This window comes from Adhaeribacter swui, from assembly GCF_014217805.1.
In the GTDB taxonomy this organism is placed as follows: Bacteria; Bacteroidota; Bacteroidia; order Cytophagales; family Hymenobacteraceae; genus Adhaeribacter; species Adhaeribacter swui.
This window is the reverse complement of the sequence record NZ_CP055156.1, coordinates 4,670,584-4,691,651: the sequence shown is the minus strand read 5'-3', so window position 1 is coordinate 4,691,651 and position 21,068 is coordinate 4,670,584. Positions and strand designations below refer to the sequence as shown.

At 45.9% G+C, this 21,068-nt stretch carries 12 protein-coding genes; 4 read left to right on the top strand and 8 right to left on the bottom strand.

Translation table 11 applies throughout. The features are described from left to right. Window positions 1-390: 390 nt before the first annotated feature. The gene (locus HUW51_RS19515) at window positions 391-1,401 is read left to right on the top strand and encodes a LacI family DNA-binding transcriptional regulator (RefSeq protein WP_185271305.1); all 1,011 of its coding nucleotides are present in this window, start codon (window positions 391-393) and stop codon (window positions 1,399-1,401) included. Window positions 1,402-1,569: 168 nt separating this feature from the next. Here the strand turns inward: HUW51_RS19515 and HUW51_RS19510 are convergent, their stop codons facing one another. The 6 genes from HUW51_RS19510 to HUW51_RS19485 all read right to left on the bottom strand — a co-directional run bounded on the left by HUW51_RS19510 (window position 1,570) and on the right by HUW51_RS19485 (window position 14,734). Then, window positions 1,570-2,646 (bottom strand): amidohydrolase family protein, encoded by a 1,077-nt coding sequence (locus HUW51_RS19510; protein WP_185271304.1) that lies wholly within the window; start codon window positions 2,644-2,646, stop codon window positions 1,570-1,572. 81 nt (window positions 2,647-2,727) lie between these two features. Beyond that, on the bottom strand, window positions 2,728-3,834 hold the full coding sequence (locus HUW51_RS19505; protein ID WP_185271303.1) for an FG-GAP repeat domain-containing protein: 1,107 nt from the start codon (window positions 3,832-3,834) through the stop codon (window positions 2,728-2,730). 26 nt (window positions 3,835-3,860) lie between these two features. Then, window positions 3,861-6,296, bottom strand: coding sequence for a VCBS repeat-containing protein (locus HUW51_RS19500; RefSeq protein WP_185271302.1), 2,436 nt, complete (start codon window positions 6,294-6,296; stop codon window positions 3,861-3,863). After that, the gene (locus tag HUW51_RS19495; RefSeq protein WP_185271301.1) at window positions 6,250-9,810 is read right to left on the bottom strand and encodes a VCBS repeat-containing protein; all 3,561 of its coding nucleotides are present in this window, start codon (window positions 9,808-9,810) and stop codon (window positions 6,250-6,252) included. The genes HUW51_RS19500 and HUW51_RS19495 overlap by 47 nt, the downstream gene beginning before the upstream one ends. A 254-nt stretch (window positions 9,811-10,064) precedes the next feature. Beyond that, window positions 10,065-11,600 (bottom strand): RagB/SusD family nutrient uptake outer membrane protein, encoded by a 1,536-nt coding sequence (locus HUW51_RS19490; protein ID WP_185271300.1) that lies wholly within the window; start codon window positions 11,598-11,600, stop codon window positions 10,065-10,067. 38 nt (window positions 11,601-11,638) lie between these two features. Next, window positions 11,639-14,734, bottom strand: a complete 3,096-nt coding sequence (locus HUW51_RS19485; RefSeq protein WP_185271299.1) for a SusC/RagA family TonB-linked outer membrane protein — start codon at window positions 14,732-14,734, stop codon at window positions 11,639-11,641. A 702-nt stretch (window positions 14,735-15,436) separates the two neighbouring features. On the opposite strand from HUW51_RS19485, the gene HUW51_RS19480 reads away from it, so the two are divergent. Continuing rightward, window positions 15,437-16,906, top strand: a complete 1,470-nt coding sequence (locus tag HUW51_RS19480) for a flavin monoamine oxidase family protein (RefSeq protein ID WP_185271298.1) — start codon at window positions 15,437-15,439, stop codon at window positions 16,904-16,906. Window positions 16,907-17,293: 387 nt separating this feature from the next. Here HUW51_RS19480 and HUW51_RS19475 read toward each other — a convergent pair whose 3' ends face one another. Continuing rightward, a complete protein-coding gene (locus tag HUW51_RS19475) occupies window positions 17,294-17,710 on the bottom strand; it encodes a hypothetical protein (protein WP_185271297.1) in 417 nt (138 codons plus the stop codon). A 427-nt stretch (window positions 17,711-18,137) separates the two neighbouring features. Between HUW51_RS19475 and HUW51_RS19470 the strand changes: the two genes are divergently transcribed. After that, window positions 18,138-18,530, top strand: coding sequence for a hypothetical protein (locus HUW51_RS19470; protein ID WP_185271296.1), 393 nt, complete (start codon window positions 18,138-18,140; stop codon window positions 18,528-18,530). A 221-nt stretch (window positions 18,531-18,751) separates the two neighbouring features. Then, a complete protein-coding gene (locus HUW51_RS19465) occupies window positions 18,752-19,207 on the top strand; it encodes a DUF937 domain-containing protein (protein WP_185271295.1) in 456 nt (151 codons plus the stop codon). A gap of 627 nt (window positions 19,208-19,834) precedes the next feature. On the opposite strand, the gene HUW51_RS19460 is transcribed toward HUW51_RS19465, so the two are convergent. Continuing rightward, a complete protein-coding gene (locus HUW51_RS19460) occupies window positions 19,835-20,815 on the bottom strand; it encodes a hypothetical protein (protein ID WP_185271294.1) in 981 nt (326 codons plus the stop codon). Between the last annotated feature and the right edge of the window lie 253 nt (window positions 20,816-21,068).

Sequence of the window (21,068 nt, the reverse complement as noted above, 5' to 3'; positions counted from 1 at the left end):
AATCGATTATTTAAGTAAGAAGCTGAGGTAAAATTTAAAAAATCATCATGAGCTAAGATAAAATGCTTTATTTCCAGCATTCATTTGCTTTCTGGTTTTAAGCTAATTTTTTATCCTTTTACCAATTTTTAAAAATTACAGTATTAAGATTTAGTTAATGAAATTGTATTTTTCATCTTCTGCATAATTACACCTGCCTCCGATTAAAATGTAAGGCTATTTTATCGCAATTTCAATTTATTTCTGAAGAACCAAACCGGATAATCTGGCTAAATACTGCTTGTTTGTTGTGCAATCGATTGCGCAAATTAAGCTATTTACTATGTGAAAATATTTGCTAGCTTTAATACCGGTAAGTGTTTCGTATTTAAACAATTAAACCCACCGGCTATGGCTGCTAATGTGCCTACGATGAAAGAAATTGCCAAACATTTGGGAGTTTCCATTACTACGGTTTCGCGGGCTTTACAAAACCATCCGCGCATTGGTTTGCGCACCCGCGAACAGGTACACGAGCTGGTGCAAAAAATGGGATACGTGCCTAATTCCACGGCCATTTATTTAAAAAAGAAGTGCACGTATAACATTGGCGTGGTTTTGCCTTTTTTAACGGAGCAATTTTTTTCATTAGCTATTTCGGGCATTGAAGATACTACTGCCAAATCGGGGTATAGTGTGTTAGTGGTACAATCGCGGAATAATTTTGAGCGGGAGCAGGCGGCCATCACCTCGCTTATTAAACATGGCGTAGATGGCATCATTGTTTCGGTAGCTTCTGAAACCCAAACCTACCGGCACCTCGACGAAGCCCAAAGACACGGCATTCCGGTTGTGTTATTTGATCGGGTAATAAAAAAAGCCCCCAACAGTTGCGTTTATTCGGATATTATGGTGGGCGCCTACGAGGCCATTGCTTTTTTGATTGCCCGGGGCCTAACCCGCATTGCTTTACTTAATGGCCCCAATACTTTGCAAGCCACCGAAGAACGTTTAAACGGCTACGTTAAAGCTTTGCAGGAGCATGGCATAGGGGTAAATATCCACTACATTAAAAGCGTAAACTTGTTGCGCGAAGATACCATCCGGAAAACCAACGAACTTTTAAATTTGCCCGAGCCGCCCCAGGCTATTCTGGCCTTTCACGATTATATTGCCCTGGATGCCATGCAGGTTTGCAAAGAACGGGGCATGCACATCAATAAAGATATTTGCTTTGTCAGCTTTTCGAATCTTTCTTTTTGCTCGTACCTCGATCATCCGCCCATTGCTTCCATCGAACAATTCCCTTACGAAATGGGCGAAAAAGCCGCGGAAATTTTAATGGCCGCCGTGGCCAATCCGGACACTGCCACCCGCCGCGAAGTAATTATAAAATCCAAACTAATCCAGCGCCAACCGTAAACGCTTAAAATTAAATTTTTTAAAAATTTAATTTTCCAGCAAGGTTTTTGAGTTTGATAAAAAGAACATGAACGAACAGATTTTGATCTTGGGAAATTATTAAAAACAAACCTGGTTGCATAACCAACAAGGTTTGTTTTAGCTAAAGTTATACTCGCTTACTGGCGGTTATTTCATTAAGATTTTTAAAGCATTGTCGCGGTATACTTTGCGCAGGGTTTCATCATCCAGGCCAAAACCGTTGCAGGGCCAGTGATAACCAAAGTGCTCGAATTCGTAAAAATGCTCGTCGAGGGTTTCCAGTATCCGGAAAGTAATCTGGTACATCCGGGCGCTGTTGCCCATATCGGTGCCGTAAACCAGGCGGTCCTGGTATTTTTTAAAAAATGCATTCATGTAGCGCGGAATCGGCGCCACTTCGCCGAAACGCGCTGCAATGTCGGCGTACAGGTTCGGGTATTTATCATATAAGTTTCCTAGAATGCTTAAATCATACTCCGCATTGGCAAAGTGGCAGGCAATAAAAGTTGTTTTGGGATTATCGCGTACCGCATTTTCCAGGGTTTTTATTAATTCGGCGTGGCCCAGTAAACCGGGTTGGGTTTTATCAATTTTCCATTTATAGGCGTTCATCAAACCGTCGTTGGTCGAGTCCATGGGTTCGTACATCCAATACGGTTCGGCCACGTGAATGCTGATGGGCATTTTTAATTCCGCGCATTTTTGCAGTAGCGGTTTCATTCGGGCATCGTCTATGTGCATGTAACCCGAAGTAGGCAGGGAGTAAAATTCGCCTAAACCTTTATCGCCCAACTCGCCTACCCCGCGCGCCCCTGCCTTGTAGCAGCGCTCCAGTTCTTTTACAGCTTTTTTTATCCAGCCGGGTTTATCTTTGCCGGTAAAGTCAAAGCCGCACCAAACCTCAAACCGGTTCTTGTATTTACTGTATTGTTTTTGAATGGAATCAAACTTAGCGCCCGTCGCATACGACATAATCACGGTTTTTTCTATTCCTACCTGATCCATGGTTTTCACCCATTGGTCCAGCTCCGCTTCGGTTTGGGCGTAGGGGTGCGAATGTAAGTCAATGATGGGGTACTTGGCTTTTTCTACTTTGGTAACCGGAATTTTATAAATGGATTGAGGCCGGTAATCTTTGAGTAAGAGCTTTTCTACGTCTTGCGCTGCACCGGTCGAAACAACTAAAACTTGGAAAACAAATAACAGGAGGAGGTTTTTAAACATACGCGTTCGTAATTTTTTAAAAATTTTTATTTTGATGTAAGCCGTTCTGGCTCTGGTTATACTTTTTAATTTTTAAAGATTTTATTTTCCGGCATCATTATCTTGACTTAGGCGGCCCGCAATTAAACCGGGCGATAAATCCAGGTTTCGCTTTTGGCCCTGGGAATCGACAATGGTAACCTGTGCCATGTTGGGCGTAATTTTTAAAACCCGCTCACTCTGCGACAGGAAAGAGCTGCCATAATAAAACTCGTGCCGGTAGCTTTTGCCATTTTGCAGCTTTACTTCGGCCCAGGCATCACGGCTTTGCGCCGGATAATAGTTGCCTTGCTTTTGCAGTTGAAATACTTCTAAGCCACCGTTGTTATTGCCCACCACCAATACCGGCAGGCCATCAGCCCGGCTGACCTGCACCAAACTCTTGGCATCGTGCTCGGCCACAAACCCGCTCTGGCTAGCTGGCACATTGGTAAAACCGCCTTTACCGTTGCCCCGCAAGTACCAGCCCAGCCCCGCATCTGCCCGGCCTGTGCTTACTTCCGGGGCGTAGGAGTTGCCCACGGCCAGCACATCTAAGTAACCATCCTGGTTGTAATCGCCTACTACCATGCCGTACACCGGTGCCAGTTGTACTTGCCGGGGCAATGCCGTTAGCCTAAACTTTCCTTGTCCTAAGTTCTCCAGGTAACTGCTTTCCATCCGCTCAGCGCAGAGCACCTGGGCGCCGGCCAGCTCCTGGGGCAAGAACGACTGCTGGAACGTGGCTTCCGCGTAGGACTGGTACGTAGGAAAGCGGCCCCGCATGGTGTTGATCTGGTCGATCAAATCATCGCGGCTGTGAAAAATATACTGCTGGCCTTGGTTGTAGTAACTCAGTACCGGGTCCAGGCGCCCGTCTTTGTTGTAGTCTTTGGCGTGCACGCACAAGGGCTCTTGGGCACTGGCCCGGTAGCGGGTGTTCAGGCCCAGGTTGCCGGCCACGTAGTCCATGTCCCCGTCCTGGTCAAAGTCCCCGCCCACTAAGCTGTTCCACCAGCCGGTTGTGTTCGCTAGTTCGGTTGCATTGGTCTGTTCCACCAGTTTGCCGTGCTGGTTGCGGTAAAAGCGCAGCGGCATAAACTCCCCGGCCAAAAGTAAATCGACCCAGCCATCGTTATCGTAGTCGCTCCACAGGGCGCTGGTAACCATCCCCGCCTGGGCCAGGTTAGATGGCGTTACATCCCGGAAAGAACAGTGCCCGTTTTTACTCTCGTTTTGCAGTAAGTAGCTGCGGGGGTAGTCGGGTACGCGCCTGGCGTTAGCCGCCCGCCCACAAACAAGTCTAAGTCGCCGTCCTGGTCATAGTCGGCCGCTACTACGCTGGCTTTGCTGGCGCGCATTGTGGGCAAGGCTTCTTTAGCTAAAGTAAAATGCCCTTGACCATCGTTGAGGTACAATTCATCCTGGTACCGGGGCGAGTTGGCCAGGTGTTCGGAGCCGCCCCGCACCAAATACAAGTCCTCATCCTGGTCCTGATCGGCATCAAAAAACAGCACGCCCAGGGTCTCACCTAAGCTGTCGCTGCCGGGCGTTGGGGCGGCCACAAACCTGCCCGAGGCTTGCTGGAGAAACAAGCGGCCGGCTTGTCCGGTAGCCCCGCTCACGTACACGTCGGCCAAGCCATCCTGGTTCACGTCGCTGGTAGCCAGCCCGGGACCTTGCCGCGAGTGGCCGTGGGGCAACAAAGGTTGCAGCTTAAAATCCACGAAGTTGTTCTCCCGGTGCGGGTAAGTTAAACCCGTATCTTCAGCAAGCAAGGTGAACAAGGGCGGGTCTGCCGCAAGCGATCTAGTTGGTGGCGGGCCCGCTTTAGCGTAATCTACTTGTAAGACCTGATTGGCTTTGACCTGCCGCAGCAACTGGTACTTGCCATCCGGCCAATATACTTCCACACTGTCTACTACCCGCGTGCTATCCAGTCCAAAATGGATCAGGGGATCAACCGAAGATTCATAGCCACGAGAGAGAAAATGTTCGTAAAACTGGCTGTGCCCTTTTCCTTTAACCGTAATCTTAGCACCAATGCCATTGCGGTTTTGCGAGCTGCCAACAAGCTTAATTTTTAAAAAATTACGATTTTGACGTTCATTACTTTTGTTTTCGTAGAACTGGGCTTCGGCATTAATGGCGTTCACCACCAGTTCTAAATCGCCGTCATTATCTAAATCAGCGTATAAGGCCCCGTTCGAAAAACCTTTGCTGTTTAACCCCCAATCTTCCGATCGTTTGGTAAACTTTAAATCGCCTTGATTTTCGTACAAATAATTGCTGAGCGGCACACCGGCCAAAGATTTAATAGCTTCTATTTTGTTTTTGATCTTGCTTTGCTCCGAGCCAATGGGGCCGTTATACACGTTTTGATAATGCACGTAGTCTAGGTCACCCATATTTTTTAAAAATCCGTTAGTTACAAACAAGTCCCGGTCGCCGTCATTATCGTAATCGGCCAGCAAAGCGCTCCAGCTCCAATCCGTACTGCTGATGCCGGTTAAATATCCAACTTCACTGAATTTGCCGTTTCCCTGGTTTAGCTGCAAAGTATTCCGGCTGTATTGCGCATCGTACCCTTTATCTAGGGTAAGTTGAAAGCGGTCGTACCCCGTTGCCGGCATAATCAATTTCTGGCGGTAGTTATCTTCCGGGCGCATGTCGAGCTCCACAATATCTACCAAACCATCATTGTTGATATCGGCGACGTCGTTGCCCATGCCCGCATAGCTGGTATGTTTTAAACATTCCGAGGCTTTGTCGGTGAAGGTGCCGTCCTGGTTGTTAATGTACAATACATCGTTACTAATAAAATCATTGGAAATATACACGTCCGGCCAACCATCGTTATTCATGTCACTCACGGCCAGACCCAGGCTGTACCCTTCCACCAAAATGCCCGCCTGCCGCGACACGTCTGTAAAAGTATGATCGCCATTGTTGCGGTAAAGTACGTCGGTGCTGGCGCTTTCGCCTTTTAATTGCCGGGTCCGGATTACGTTTACGTTGTCGCGCAACGAAGCCGGATTGACAATCATAAAAACGTCAAGGTCGTTATCGTGGTCGTAATCAAAAAAAGCAGCGTGCATCATTTGGCGGGTATCGGCCAGGCCGTACTTTTCGGCACTTTCGGTAAAAGTATTATTCCGGTTATTGATGTATAACAAATTGGCACGTTCCTGACCCGCTTGATTACCGGCCACGCAAACATAAATATCCAGCCAGCCGTCCTGGTTGATATCTACCATGGTGGCTCCGGTCTGCCAGCGATTACTCGTGACTCCCGCCGGCAGGGTAATATCTTCAAATTGCAGATTGCCTTTATTCAGGTACAAACGGCCCGAAACCATGCTCCCACTAAAAAAAAGATCCGTCAGGCCATCGTTATTAATGTCGCCGGCCGCTACGCCGGCTCCGGTGTAAATGTTGGTGTAAGTAAATACGTTGTGCTGATCGTCTTCCTGGATCGTATTTTTAAAATGAATGCCCGTTTCGCTAGGCTGTAGCCTTTGAAATACCGCCACCTGCTCTTTACACCCGATAGCGAACCAGCTAAAATTTAAAAATAAGAGTAGTTTAGTGATGGAGCGCATGTAGATTAACCGGAATAATTCTTTTTTCACCTGAAAATTTAAAAATAGTCAGCGAGGCTATGGCTTCGTTTATCAGCAATCCTCTTTCGGATTGCGACAGGAAAGAACTGCCGTAATAAAACTCGTGCCGGTAGGTTTTACCACTTTTCAGCTTTACTTCGGCCCAGGCATCACGGCTTTGCGCCGGATAATAGTTGCCTTGCTTTTGCAGTTGAAATACTTCTAAGCCACCGTTGTTATTGCCCACCACCACGACCTGCCGGCCATCAGCCCGGCTAACCTGCACCAAACTCTTGGCATCGTGCTCGGCCACAAACCCGCTCTGGCTAGCTGGCACATTGGTAAAACCGCCTTTACCGTTGCCCCGTAAGTACCAGCCCAGCCCCGCATCTGCCCGGCCTGTGCTTACTTCCGGGGCGTAGGAGTTGCCCACTGCCAGCACATCCAAATAGCCGTCCTGGTTGTAATCCCCCACCACCATGCCGTACATAGGCGCCAGTTGCACCTCTCTGGGCAAAGCTTTTATCTTAAACTTTCCGTGTCCTAAGTTCTCTACATAACTGCTTTCCATCCGCTCGGCGCATAGCACCTGGGCGCCGGCCAGCTCCTGGGGCAAGAACGACTGCTGAAAAGTAGCTTCGGCGTAGGACTGGTACGTAGGGAATCTTCCCCGCATGGTGTTGATCTGGTCGATTAAATCATCCCGGCTATGAAAAATGTACTGCTGGCCCTGGTTGTAGTAACTGAGTACCGGGTCGATCCTTCCGTCTTTGTTGTAGTCTTTGGCGTGCACGCACAAGGGCTCCTGAGTGCTGGCCTGGTAGCGGGAGTTTAATCCTAAGTTGCCGGCCACGTAGTCGATGTCCCCGTCCTGGTCAAAGTCCCCGGCCACTAAGCTGTTCCACCACCCGGTTGTATTTTGCAAACCGGTCTGGTTTGTTTGCTCCACCAGTTTACCTTGCTGATTATGGTAAAAGCGCAGGGGCATAAACTCGCCCGCCAGCACTAAGTCTACCCAGCCATCGTTATCGTAGTCGCTCCACAAAGCGCTCGTCACCATGCCTGCCTGCGCTAAGCCCGGACTTACCTGGTGGGTCACATCCCGGAAAAGACAACGGCCGTTTATACTCTCGTTGCGCAGTAAGTAGCTGCGGGGCGTGGTGGGGTACGCGCCGGGCGTGAGCCGCCCGCCCACAAACAAGTCTAAGTCGCCGTCCTGGTCGTAGTCGGCCGCTACCACGCTGGCTTTGCTTCCGCGCATCTGGGGCAAAGCATCTTTGGCTAAAGTAAAATGCCCCTGGCCATCGTTGAGGTAGAGTGCATCCTGGTACTGGGGCGAGCTGGCCCCTTGCTCGGAGCCGCCCCGTACTAAATACAAGTCTTGGTCTTGGTCCTGATCGGCATCAAAGAACAGCACGCCCAAAGTTTCGCCTAAGCTGTCGATGCCGGGCGTGGGGGCAGCCACAAACTTGCCCGAAGCTTGCTGGAGAAACAAACGCCCGGCCTGGCCGGTAGCCCCGCCCACGTACACGTCGGCTAAGCCATCCTGGTTCACGTCGCTCACCGCTAAGCCGGGGCCTTGCCGCGAGTGGCCGTGGGGCAGCAAAGGTTGCAGCTTAAAATCTACGAAGTTGTTTTCCCGGTGCTGGTACCGTAAACCCGTATCTTCCGAAAGCAAAGTAAACAAGGGCTTGGCCCCCGGAGAAGAATGAGCTGGTGCCGCACCAGCCTGCGCGTAATCTACTGTTAAAACCTGATTGGCTTGAACCTGGCGCAGCAACTGGTACTTGCCGTCCGGCCAGTATACTTCCACGCTATCTACTACCCGCATACTATCCAGACCAAAATGCAGGAAAGGCTCCACCGAAGAAAGATAACCGCGATAGGGCGAAAAATACTGGTATTGTTGCTGCCCTTTATTTCGCAGGTACACTTTGGCACCCAGGCCTTCCTGGTTAAGATTGGGTCCTTTTAAAGCGAGGCGAAGATAATTTGCTTGCGGCTGATATTTTTTAATTTGGTTTAAGCGGTTTTCCTGAATTGTAGCTTCTTGGTCCAGGTTATTTACGACTAAATCCAGATCCCCATCATTATCTAAATCCCCGAAAGCGGCCCCGTTGGAATAAGCCGGTTCGGTTATTCCCCAGGCTATCGATTGATTTTTGAAATTTAAATTTCCGTTATTCTGGTATACATAGTTGGCTACTTTAGCGCCAGGCAGTTGGTTTAACCGGTTTGTTCGTTCCTTTAAATTTCCGGCGGGAGTACCCATAAAACCGGCATGGTGTCCGTAAACTATAAAATCGAGGTTGGTGATATCTTTGGGGTAGCCGTTGGTAATAAACAAGTCTTTCTGGCCGTCGTTGTTGTAATCGGCGAATAAAGGTGCCCAGCTCCATTCGGTGGCTTCAATCCCGGCAAACTGCCCTACTTCACTAAAAGCGAGTGGTGCATTAGAGCTAAGGCCATTATTCAGTTGCAAGGTATTGCGCACGTACTGGGGTTCGTAGCCGCGCGCCAAAGTATTTTCAAATTCATCGTAGTTATTGCCCATGGTGGTTAGTTTCCAGCGGCGGTTATCTTCCGGCAACATATCCACTACTATTATATCGGGCAGGCCATCATTATTCACATCGGCCACATCGTTGCCCATGCCGTTGTAGGTTTGGTGTTTGAGGTAGCGACTAGCCTGGTTCGAGAAAGTACCGTCCTGGTTATTAATCCAGACCAGGTCGTTGGTGATAAAATCGTTGGACACGTACACGTCAGGCCAGCCATCCTGGTTGATATCGTTAATGGCCAGGCCTAAACCAAAGCCTTCGATTAAAATACCGGCCTCCGTAGAAACATCCGTAAACGTGTTATTGCCGTTGTTGCGAAACAACTTATCGGTGGAGGCTGCTTTGCCGTTTAGCTGCTTGGGCCGGGGATTGTTGCGGTTGTAATCCACGAAGGCGTTGCGCAGCAAATACATATCCAGGTCACCATCGCGATCGTAATCAAAAAAAGCGGCCTGAATGCCATAACCAGTATCGGCTAAACCATATTGTTCGGCCACTTCCGTGAAGGTGTTATTCTTGTTATTTAAAAAAAGCAGGTTGGCTTTATCTTGCTCGGGGGTGTTGCGGTTGCCGCCTACGCACACGTAAATATCTTTGTAACCGTCCTGGTTAATATCCACCAGGGCTACGCCATTGACCCAAGTATGCGTGCCTACCCCGGCAGTTTCGGTAATGTCTTCAAACTTCCAGTTTCCGCGGTTCAGGTATAATTTGCTGGTGGTTTGGTTGCCCGTAAAGTAGATATCCTGCAAGCCATCGTTATTGATATCGCCAATGGCTACACCGCCCCCGTTGTACAGGTATTCAAAATCCAGAACGGTTAAAGAATCGGAAGTTGTAATGATGTTGGTAAAGGCAATACCGGTAGCGGAGGCAGGCAAAGTCCGGAATAATTTCTCGGGGCGGCTGGTCCACTGCCATAAAGTAAAGGCCAGCAGCAACAGCAAAAAAGGTAAGCTAAATTTTAATAAATATTTATTCAATGACTTTTGCTGCATAATAAACTACCAACAACTAAAAGCTTTTAATACCCCAGAAAAAAAAGCCGATGAAAAAGACAACAGGAAAATAAAGCCGGTACCACAAAATCCCGGATCTATTCTGACTTTTTTAAAATTTATGATTTTTAAAAATTTGAACCGGATTAAATAAAAGTCACAACGGAGATGTTAAGCCGGCCAGCCTAACAAGAGGAACCTGGGGCTCCTCCTGGTGGGTTGGTGTTGTTTTTATAAAATTAGTATCCTGGATTTTGCTTTAAGGTACCACCGGTGCGGTCGATTTCGGTTTGCGGGAAAGGGTACACGTTATAGCGTTCCTGCCACTTATTTCCGAACACCTGCGGCCCGATTCCCCAGCGCACAATATCAAACCAGCGGTGCGGTTCAAAAGCTAGTTCCACTCTTTTTTCGTGCCGCAGGGCTTCGGTAAGATCTACCCCTGCCGTTAAAGTGGGCAAACCAGCCCGGTTCCGGATATCGTTAATTTGCTGGGTAGCATCGGCAGTTCTGCCCTGGGCAATTAAGGCCTCGGCGTATAACAACTTTAACTCCGCAAACCGGTACAGCCGTTCGTTGTTAAAATTAGCTTGTTGGTTCGGGGAGTTGTCGGCGGGTACCATGTTGCGGGCGCCGCCGTATTTTTTCATGGTAAAACCCGTAACCGACCACTCCGGATTGTAGGGCACGGGCGTAAAAGTAGTGGTATAATAGGTATCGCCGGCTTTGTACACGTACACGCTTAATCGCGCATCATTGGGTTCAAAGGAATTTACCAGTTCCGTAGAAGGCGCCCACCAGCCCAGTTTACCGCCCGGGGCGCCATTACCGGCATCCCAGTACCAGCTACGGGTTGTACCCTGCGAAGCTTTAAATGCTTCGGAGTGCGTATCGTCGAACACCCACACGTTATCATCGGAAAACGGACCGCCGTACTGCACTTCAAAAATGGCTTCCTGGTTGTTTTCATTGTTATAGGCAAAAACATCTTCCAAGTCTTTCACCGGATTACCGGTATTAATTAAAGCAAACGAACCATTGGCAATTACATCTTCAAAGGCCGTAATAGCCGTGGTCCAATCTTTTTTCCAGACGTTTACTTTGCCAATGTAAGCCTGGGCGGCGTATTTGGTGGCACGGCCTTTATTAGCATCGTCCCAGGATACGGGCAAGGCATTGTAGGCATCCGATAAATCCGCCAGAATCTGGGTGTATAGCTGCTCTTGAGTAGCGTTGGGCAGCGCCAAATTGTTTAAATCTCTGGGCACCTTCATGGCCAGTGGTGGCGTACCCCACAGTTTCATGGCTTCGAAATGAAAGAAAGCCCGCAAAAATTTAGCTTCCCCGTCGAGTAGCTTTTTTTCGTCGTCGCTTAAAGTATTCGGATTATTTAAATTTTCGATCACCAGGTTAGCGCGCAAAATACCTTCGTAAATCTGGGTGTACACGGCGGCAAAAGGCTTATCGCTGCTCCGGATTATTAAATTATCAGCATCCCGGGAAATATCATCGGTGCCGGCTTCCTGGTCGGCAACCACATCGTCGGAGGTTACCACGGATATTTTCCAGTATTCTCCGTTTTCGCCTAAAGTTTCGGTACTGGTACCCCAGAAATCCTGAATGGAAGAATAAGCGGCAAAAATGGCCCCGTCGAATTCACTGCGGGTTTTATAAAAATTATCAGCGGTAAGCTTATCCAGGGGTACTAAATCCAGGTTGTTACACGAATTTAGGAACAAGAAAGCAACTACCAGGGATAAAGATATCTTCTTCATGTTTGAGTCGGTAATTAAGAAAGCAGATTTTAAATTTTTTAAAAAGTTACTTGCACCCCTACCTGGTAAATGCGGGGCTGCGGCGAGTTGCCGGGGTCCTGGCCGTTGGCCAACACGATATCGCCCTTCTGGAAACTAAAGCCCCGGGTAACTTCCGGATCAAAGCCCAGGTATTTGGTGAAGGTGTATAAATTTTGGGCAGCTACGTACACGCGGGCTTTCGATACAAATTCTTTGGTCCAGCTTTGCAGTTTGTTGGTGGGCAAGGCATAGCCAATTTGTAAGTTTTTAATGCGCATAAAGCTGGCATTTTCAATCCACCGGTCGGAGTAGCGGTTGTTGCCGTTCGGGTCGTTGGGCACAATACGGGGCATAGAATTACTGGAGCCGGCTTCGGTCCAATGGTCGAGCACACGGGCGGTAAAGTTATTATTGCCGGTTAAGTTTTCTAAATTGCGCCGCGCTTCGTTGTACACGTCAATGCCGCCTACGCCTTGTAATAACAACGTCAGATCAAAGCCTTTATAACCCGCCGAGGCGTTGATGCCGTAGAAAAAAGATGGGTTCGGGTTACCGATTTTGGTGCGGTCCTGGGCATCAATTTTGCCATCTTTATTTACATCCACAAAGCGGATATCGCCGGGCGCCCTGCCGGAAGAAAAAGAATCCGGTATATTTTCGTCGGCATCTACTTCGGCCTGAGTTTGGTAAATGCCATTGGTTTTGTAGCCGTATAAATAACCCAAAGGTTCGCCCACAGTAGTGCGGTGCGTAGAAGCGCCGCTTACGCCCGTAATAATTTCCGGGATAGAGCCTAAATCCAACACTTCGTTGTGTACCGTAGTAATGTTGCCACCAATGCTGTAATTAAAATCGTTGATGCGGTTGCGGTAATTCACGGCAAACTCAAAGCCCCGGTTTAAAATTTCACCCACGTTGGCATCGGCGGGCAGGAAATAACCGGAGGTAAACGGTATGGGCAAACCAATTAATACATCTTTGGTGACTTTGTGGTAGTAATCGGCGGTTATTTCGATGCGGCCGGCCAGTAAACTAATGTCGGCACCAATATCTAACTGGTTGCTGGTTTCCCAGCGCAGATTGGCATTAGCAAAGTTAACGGGTGCCGGGGCGCGGGTAATAACCTGGCCTACCCCAATGGGGTAAAAAATAGTAGTTTTGAGGGTAGATAAGAAAGCAAAGTTTGCTCCGGTGAACTGGTTACCGGATTGTCCCCAGCTACCCCGGATTTTAATATCATCCACAATGTCGCCTTTCGGGAAGAAGCTTTCTTCGCTGATGCGCCAGCCCGCCGAAAACGACGGAAAAGTTTGGGAACGGTTGCCTTTCGCGAAGCGGGATGTATTATCGTTCCGCACGTTGGCGGTAAACAAATAACGTCCTTTGTACGAATAATTGATCCGGCCTAAATACCCGCGCAACGCCCATTGGTCAGCTTCGTTTGCCGCCGAAACCGAGGAACCGGTAGAAGCAAACTGAATGGCCGAATTGTATAAGTTGTTCCCCTGTAGCCTCACTTTATCAAACCGGAAATTGGTTTCTTCTTCCCCTACCAGCAAGGTTAAGCTGTGGTCGCCGAAGACTTTGTTGTAGGTTAAAGTGTGGCTTAAATTGGTGGTTAGCTCAATAGGGCGTTCCTGCACCAAAATAGAACTCCGCGGCGTAATGTTGTCGAAGGCAATGGCTTCCTGGAAAAAGTCACCGCTGCCCACGTTGTAGTCTACGCCCCCGGTAATTTTATATTTTAAGCCCGAGATAATTTCCCACTCGCCGTAAATGCTGGCCAGTACTTTGCGGGTAATAATGCGCGTGGAGTTTACCCGGGTGTCGGTACGTAAAACTAAATTTTGCCCGTAGCCGCCTTCGCCTACAGTTTGTACATTTTCGGGGTTGTAGCCTAAAGGTCCGTTGGGGTCATAGATTTTAAAATATGGCGCGTTAAGGGCTGCATTGTAACCCGCAAATAAACCGGTCTCGGTTTGGGTGAGCCGGTTTACCGAGCTTAGCAGCAGCGACTCGCCAAATTTTAATTTTTTACCTACGCTTACGTCCGAATTGGCTTTAATGGAATACCGGGTAAATCCTTGCCCCCGCTCAATGCCGTCCTGGTCGTAGTAACCGGCCCCGATAAAATAGTTGGCATTGGCCGAACCGCCGCTCACGGCAATGTTGTGGTTTTTAATGGTGGAGGTTTTGAAAACGGCATCTTGCCAATCTACGAAAGGCTGACCCCGGAACTGGCTGAAGTCGCGACCTAATTGCTGCTGGATATCAATGTACTGGTCTACATTAAGCACATCAATCCGTTTTTGGGTGCTGCCCTTGGCCATGTAGCCGTCATAAGACACGTTGGCTTTGCCTTCTTTGCCTCGTTTGGTAGTTACAATAATAACCCCGTTGGCCGCCCGGGCGCCGTAAATAGCCGCCGCCGAAGCGTCTTTAAGCACGTCCATGCTTTCGATATCGCTGGGGTTAATACCGGCCAAAGGATTTGATTCGGTGGAAGAACCAGTATTTACGGTCATGTTTTCGGTTTGCACAATCGGTACGCCGTCAATTACCCACAAAGGCTGGTTTACGCCCGGCGTGCCAATGCCCCGGATGCGCACGTTGATGGGTGCCCCCGGGTCGCCGCTGCGGTTGGAGATGTTCACCCCGGTAGCCCGGCCGGCCAGAATCTGGTCGGGGCTGGAAACCGGTTTGGACGTTATGCCAATGTCATCGCCCCGGATGCCACTTACGGCCCCAGTTAAATCGGCTTTTTTCTGAGTACCGAAACCGACTACTACTACTTCTTCCAATGCCTTTACATCGGGTTTTAAGGCTACGTTTATGGCACCTTGGCTGGTCACCGCTACTTCCTGCGAAACATAGCCCACGTACGACACCACTAAACGTGCATTAGATCCCGGCACAGACAACTCATAATTTCCGTTAGCATCTGTAGAAGTACCCGTAGTAGTACCTTTTACTACAATGGAAACTCCTGGCAAGGCATCGCCTTTGTCGGCATCGGTTATTTTCCCCCGCACCGTTCGCTCCTGCGCCAAAAGCGAAAGCGAAGTCGTTAGAAATAAAAAATTTAAAAATAATTTCAGAGTAGCGTTTCTCATTATAGGTACAGGTTTATCATTGAAATACTGTTAGCATTAAAAAAATGTACAACCTAAAAAACCAGCAAATTACCCTTTATATAAGGTTTAATCTGCTGTAACAGAACTTTAGCTTTTTTAAATAAAGTTTTATTTACCTGCCCGTAAACACAAGTACCGAAAACAATTACAAAGCTTTAACTTCAAAAAAACGCGTTAAAAAATAAGTATAATGCCCTTTGCCTCGGCTGGTGCTTTTGGCAAAAACCAGGAGTAAACCATGCTTCTGCACCGAGGATAAAATTAAGTTTACCGGACCGGAACGAAGCTGAAAGAAATTTAACTTTGGAGAGAATCTTAAACTGCCACTTATAACTCCAATATAGATTTTTTCAGAGTTATTATCAAGCCATTAGTCAGAGTAAATTTTAAAAAAACAGCAAAATAAGGCTTTTCGGGGTTGCGCAAACGTTTGCGCAAATTCTGGATATCAAGTTATAAAGTAAAATAATAGAGTTAAACCGGTAAAATAATAGTAAATCCAGGCTTTGAAAGCTCCGGGTTTAACAGACCAACTCTAAGGCAAAAAGAATAAAACAATACCTGTGAAATCTAATTTTTAAAAAATTGTCTTAAAATAATATTGATAATCGTTTTTACTTGTATATTACCTACCGCTTAACCTGCCCTACCTTATTTACCATTTATCTTATTCATCTTCTTATGAAACAAGTTAATCGTCGCGACTTTTTAAAGTCCACGGTAGTGGCAGGTTTAGGAACTACCCTGTTTACTCCCGAACTAGAAGCCAGTTCCGTAAGTCAAAGCAACCCGGCTACCCAGCTAACAACTCCATCTAATCAGGCGGGTAAAAAAGTAATTGTGGCCGGCGGTGGCATTGCCGGACTATGCTGCGGGTACGAATTAATGAAGCGCGGACACGATGTTACGGTACTGGAAGGCTCTCCGCGCCACGGCGGGCACGTGTTAACCGTCCGCGATGGCTTATCGGATGGATTGTACGCCGATTTTGGGGCCGAAAACATCACCAAACCGGGTTACGAATTATTTTGGGACTACGCCAAACAATTTAACTTAACGGTTTTGCCTTATCCCAAACGTGATAGCGTGTTACGCCGCATCAACGGTAAATTTTATTCCGAAGAAATGCTGCGCGACCCGGCCGTCTTGAAAAACTTTGGCTTTAATAGCCGCGAAATAACATTTTTAGGTCAGAATGAATGGCCGGAGCTGGATTTACTTTATACCAAACCCTACCTGGCTAAGTTCACCGACGAATACCAGCCTTTTGGCGTGGGTTACGATCATTTAGACACAATGCCCATTTCGGAAATTTACCGGAAAGAAGGCGCTTCGCCGGCGGCTTTACAATTTTTAAGCGGAAAAGATACTTCTGCCCAATTTGAGCTGTGGCGGCAGGCCATTTTGCAGATGCGGGGTTTGCCCCTTTACCCGAAAAAAGTTTACCGCTTGCAAAATGGCAATCAAAGTTTACCCAATGCTTTTGCGAAACAATTAGGCGAGCGCGTGAAATTAAATGCGCCGATTACCAGCATTAAGCACCATGCCGGGGGAGTAAGTGTTACATACCTGGAGTTTGGCAAAGAAAAAGAAATGACCGCCGATTATCTGGCAAATTGCATTCCGTTACCAGCCTTTAGTAAGATCCCAATTACCCCAGCCTTACCGCCCGAAAAACAGTATGTGTTAGAACATATTGCCTACGATTCGTACGCACGTTTTGTGTTTCAGGCCAGTTCTAAATTCTGGCTGAAAGATAATTTAAGCATTAACATGGAGCTCAACCATCCGCATATTGGGGGCATTTGGCAGGTAGCCGAAGAAGTAGACACCCACCGGGTAGCGTTAATGGGCATGTGCCCGGGCGGTACAACCCCCGACCAAGCCGTAGCCGCTTTCCGGGAAATTTATCCGGGTAAACAAGACACCATTGAACAAGCCCTAGTAAAAGATTGGCCCCGCGAAAAATATGCCTTTACCTGCGAACGACTGAATTTTCCGATGGGATCACTTAAAAAATTATGGCCTCAGGTAATGCAGCCGCATGGCCGCATCCATTTTGCCGGCGCTTATGCCGATAATTTAAATTGGGGCATGGAGGCCGCTACCCGCTCGGCCAACCGGGTTGCTAAAGAAATAGATCAAGCTTAAATCCGGAAAAATTTACTCCAGGTTAAACTCAGTAAAAATTGTAACTAAAAATTTACCAGTAAAGTTGGCCCTTCAGCTTTACTGGTAAATTTAAAATTGACTTTAATCTATCTTGTAAAAATTCCATTCTGAAAATGACCAAAAACATGTTTATTGTTTTGTTACAGTGTATTTGGAGGCCAATATTTTTAAATTTTAAAATTTCCGGAAAATAAAATTGATCCATAGCCGCTGCCCTTGCCTAATAGCTGCACTGATTAGTCTGCAACAATATTATGTACCGGCCTTAGTACCATTTCTGAGCCATTACTCCTTCAAAGCTTATCTCCTTATCGATCAAATATTTATAAATAGCAAAAATTTTAAAATAGAATTAATCCGAAAGATTTACTCTGTTTGCCACAACCATTGCAGCGCTTCATCTTTGTATAAGAAAAGTTTTATTTGCATTTTCTTTGTACTCGAGTCGTCGGTTTCCAAGGCAAATTGAATCCGGAATACATCCAAAGCTTCGAGCGCCATCGGACTAATTAAATAAGCAAAGCGTACTGCACGTTCTTTGAATAACGGAAAAATTTCCCGGATCACCCAATTTTGATCGGCTATTTCTAAATAAGCCCGAGCCCTTGTATCAAACAGGGTCTTATTAATTTGGTGCGTTAAAATGTAATCAATTACGCGTTGCAGTTGTTCCCTAAACTGGGCACTGTCGGGTTGCTGCAGCCAGGTAGTTTGCAAAAAACTAGTATCCAGGTCTACCTCTACCGTAACAAACTCGCTTGCTATTAATTGGCGTAAATTCATTTTCTTAAAATTACAATAAAATTGTATTAAGTAAGCGCCATCTTCGGGCTATTTATCTTGAAGATAACCTAACAACATCCGCCAGTACCAGCAAAGTTTAATTTTAAATAAGTTTAACACAAAAAAGATTATTTGCAAAATAGACTACAAATAGCACTTTATAAGTTATTTTTAACAAATATGAATCAAAATTCTGCCAAAAATTAAAAAATTTTAAATTTTATAACATTTGTAAGTAGTTGCTTTCTCATACTTAACGTATACTATAAAATAAAAATACTATATTTTACCCAATTTTTACTTTGCGCTCCATTCTTATTGGTTGTCCTGATTTTCATTACAAGTTATACGTGGCATGTTCCTTTCTTTACAAACGTGTCCGGAAGGCTTAAACACAAGAAAGATGATTGTTTTCAACCAAAATAATATGGAATTGGAATACCATCCCGAATTAAAGATGGTAGAAATAAGATGGATAGGAATTCTAGATCTAGAAGAATTGGCATCGTTGTGGTCTAAATCAGCGGGAGTAATAAATAAATACGAAATTGAACGAATTCTTTTGGATGCCACGCACGTGGACGTAGATAAAAGCCCGGTAATTGATGAAGATTTAATTAAAAAATATTTTTCCGAAAATTATCCGATACCAGCAGTAAAAAAGATTGCCCGGGTAGGAGCCGGCGTTACTTTCTACGATTCTTTAATGGCGAATTTGTACCAAAAAATATTAAAACAAAATAACTCCAATTCAGAATTTGCCAACTTTCAACATCATTACGAAGCTTTGGATTGGTTAACTGATAAAAATCAATTGTAATTTCTAGTTTTTTGCAAACTGTCGCTATTTCGACATTATACAGTTTACAATACATTTATCTATTTTAGGATACAATCTTAAAAATTCTTAATTTAATACTAAGTTGCTGCTCTCCGGTTATTCATATACAGTTTAAATACGTAACTGTTTTAAGGATTAATTAACCATTTAGGTTAGGGCGCGTTAATAAGGTTATATCCCATACAAATAAGAATTAAATTATGCTTGATCAAATTTTAGACCTTGTTAAACAGCAGATAGGTAGCAATCCCCAGGTTGCTTCGTCCATTCCCGCAGGCCAGGAAGATGCGGTTCATAAAGAAATTGCACACCAGGTTACTAGTGGCTTAGCTAGCCAGGCAGCTACGCAAGGTGGTGTAGGCGGTTTACTTTCATTATTACAAGGAGGTGCATCGTCGGGTAACCCAGTAACCAGCGCTATTGAAGGCGGACTGGTAAGTACTTTAGGTAGTAAGTTTGGTTTACCGCCGGCTGCTACGGGGGCTATTGCCGCAGCTTTGCCGGGCTTGTTACAAAAGTTTTCGCACAAAGCCAACGATCCCAACGACTCCAGCATCACTCCAGATAGTATTTCGCAAGCCTTATCTAACTTTGGTGGCTTGGGTGGTGGCGCCTTGGGTAATTTAGGTGGTGGTTTAGGTAGTTTATTTAAATAAATAAGCATCGTACTTCCATAATGTGCCTTTTTTCTATCAAGCGTATTTACAATTATGGTAGTCTAAAGATTAAGTAGCGAGAAGTGAGAAATTATATAATGAAAAATTTAGTTTTATACATCCACAAAATTTCACATTTTGCTACTTAATGCACTATGGCGCGGATTTACTTCCGTGCCTTGTAAATCAAAAAAGCTTTCGTACGCATAGCAGCTGCTATGGCTTTGATTTCTAAGTGGAGTTGTTTCATTGCTCGCTTCTTGTTCTTTTTGTCTTGACACAAAGTAAGAGGGCCCCTACCCCCAGAACCAAAAAAACGCAAGACGCTAAAACTCGTTGAACAACAGAACAGTTTATCGTCATTCCTTGCACCAGGAACAGCTACCTGTTGCAAAGGGGATATTTTTCTATATTGTATTTCAAACCTTATTGTGTTTGAAAAATTAAACTATCCTTCATTTTAAAAAGTGCTTGCAAAGTTTGATTTTTACCTTCGCTAGAGTACGTAGGAGAATACAAGCCCCAGTAGTAGGATAAAAGTTGTCGAATGGTGTCCTCCACAAAGCTATAATTTTAAAAATTTTAAGATTATAGCTTCTATTTTGCTTCTAGCGCTTTTCCAAAAAACTACCCCGCAGTAGTAGGTGGGGTTTGGTAAAAACGCTTCATTTCTCCGAAGCGTTGCCGCGCCAGCTTTGATTTTAAAGGCTCAAATACCCATACTTCTTTGCCCTTATTGCGCAGGGTAATTTTAAAAGGTTGATTTAGCTTTTGCGTGAAATGATAAATAGAAAGATATTCTGCTAAATCTTCGTTCCAGCTATTAGTACTGTATAAAGAAACCAGTGGCGTATGGGATAAAGCCTGGTAAACTGCTTTTGCTTTACTAATGGGTATGGGTTTGCCACCCCGGTAGCGGGTACTATCCAGCAGACTATGGCTATAAGTTGCGGTGAGATGGGTACGGTCTTTCCAGATGTTTTTACTAAATCCTGCACTTTGCCCTATTTGCAAGCTTACATCTACCATGTGCGTAGCTTCATGTAATATTACGTAGAGCATCGCGCTCAACGACCCAATATCGCAAGTTATTGCCAACGATGATCCGGTAGATTTAAAGCAAGTGCGCTCTTTTTCGGTCATCCATTCCGAGGCGGTTTGTTTAAAAATAGCGGCCCGCACAGTTAAGTCAAATACCGGAAATTTTGCATCGGGATTAACCGTGGCCGTTAAAGCAGTATTGGGCATGTTGTCCAGGAAACTAATACTTCGCAAACGATTTTGGAGTACCTGCTGGTGCAAAGGAGGCAAAGCCGCAAATACTTCTTGTAACTGCTGGCGTTCGGCAGTGGTTAAAGTATGTTCGGTAGGTGCCATACCAGCGTCTCTAAACATTTTCAATGTTTCTGCGGAGGCAGGTTTTACCCGTTCCTGTAAAGGTTGTTCGGGATTAATTTTAAATTTTTCCTGCGTTTCCCGGCGCCAAATTGCCAGCGAATCTATGTTTCGGGTTTTCTGCGCCAATAGATCTGCGGTAGTCAATGCAACACCAATTAAAAACATAAGCGTTGCCCGAACCGGCCCACACTTTAAGCTTACTTTTACCATAGCTAAATTTTTAATTTTTAAAAAATCAAAATATAAACGATTACAAGCAATTCGCGCCGGCTTTACTTTAAAGTTGCCCAAAGTATTTAATTTTTTACTAGAATTTACTATACCCCAGTAACTTGCTATCCTAAACGTAAGTGGATTATTCTAAATAAAAATCTGGTAGGCCTAATTAAACCAATTAGTACATTGCGCTTCAACTACCAGATATAGAGGTTGTACCGGCTGCACGCAGGTATCTTTCAGAAAT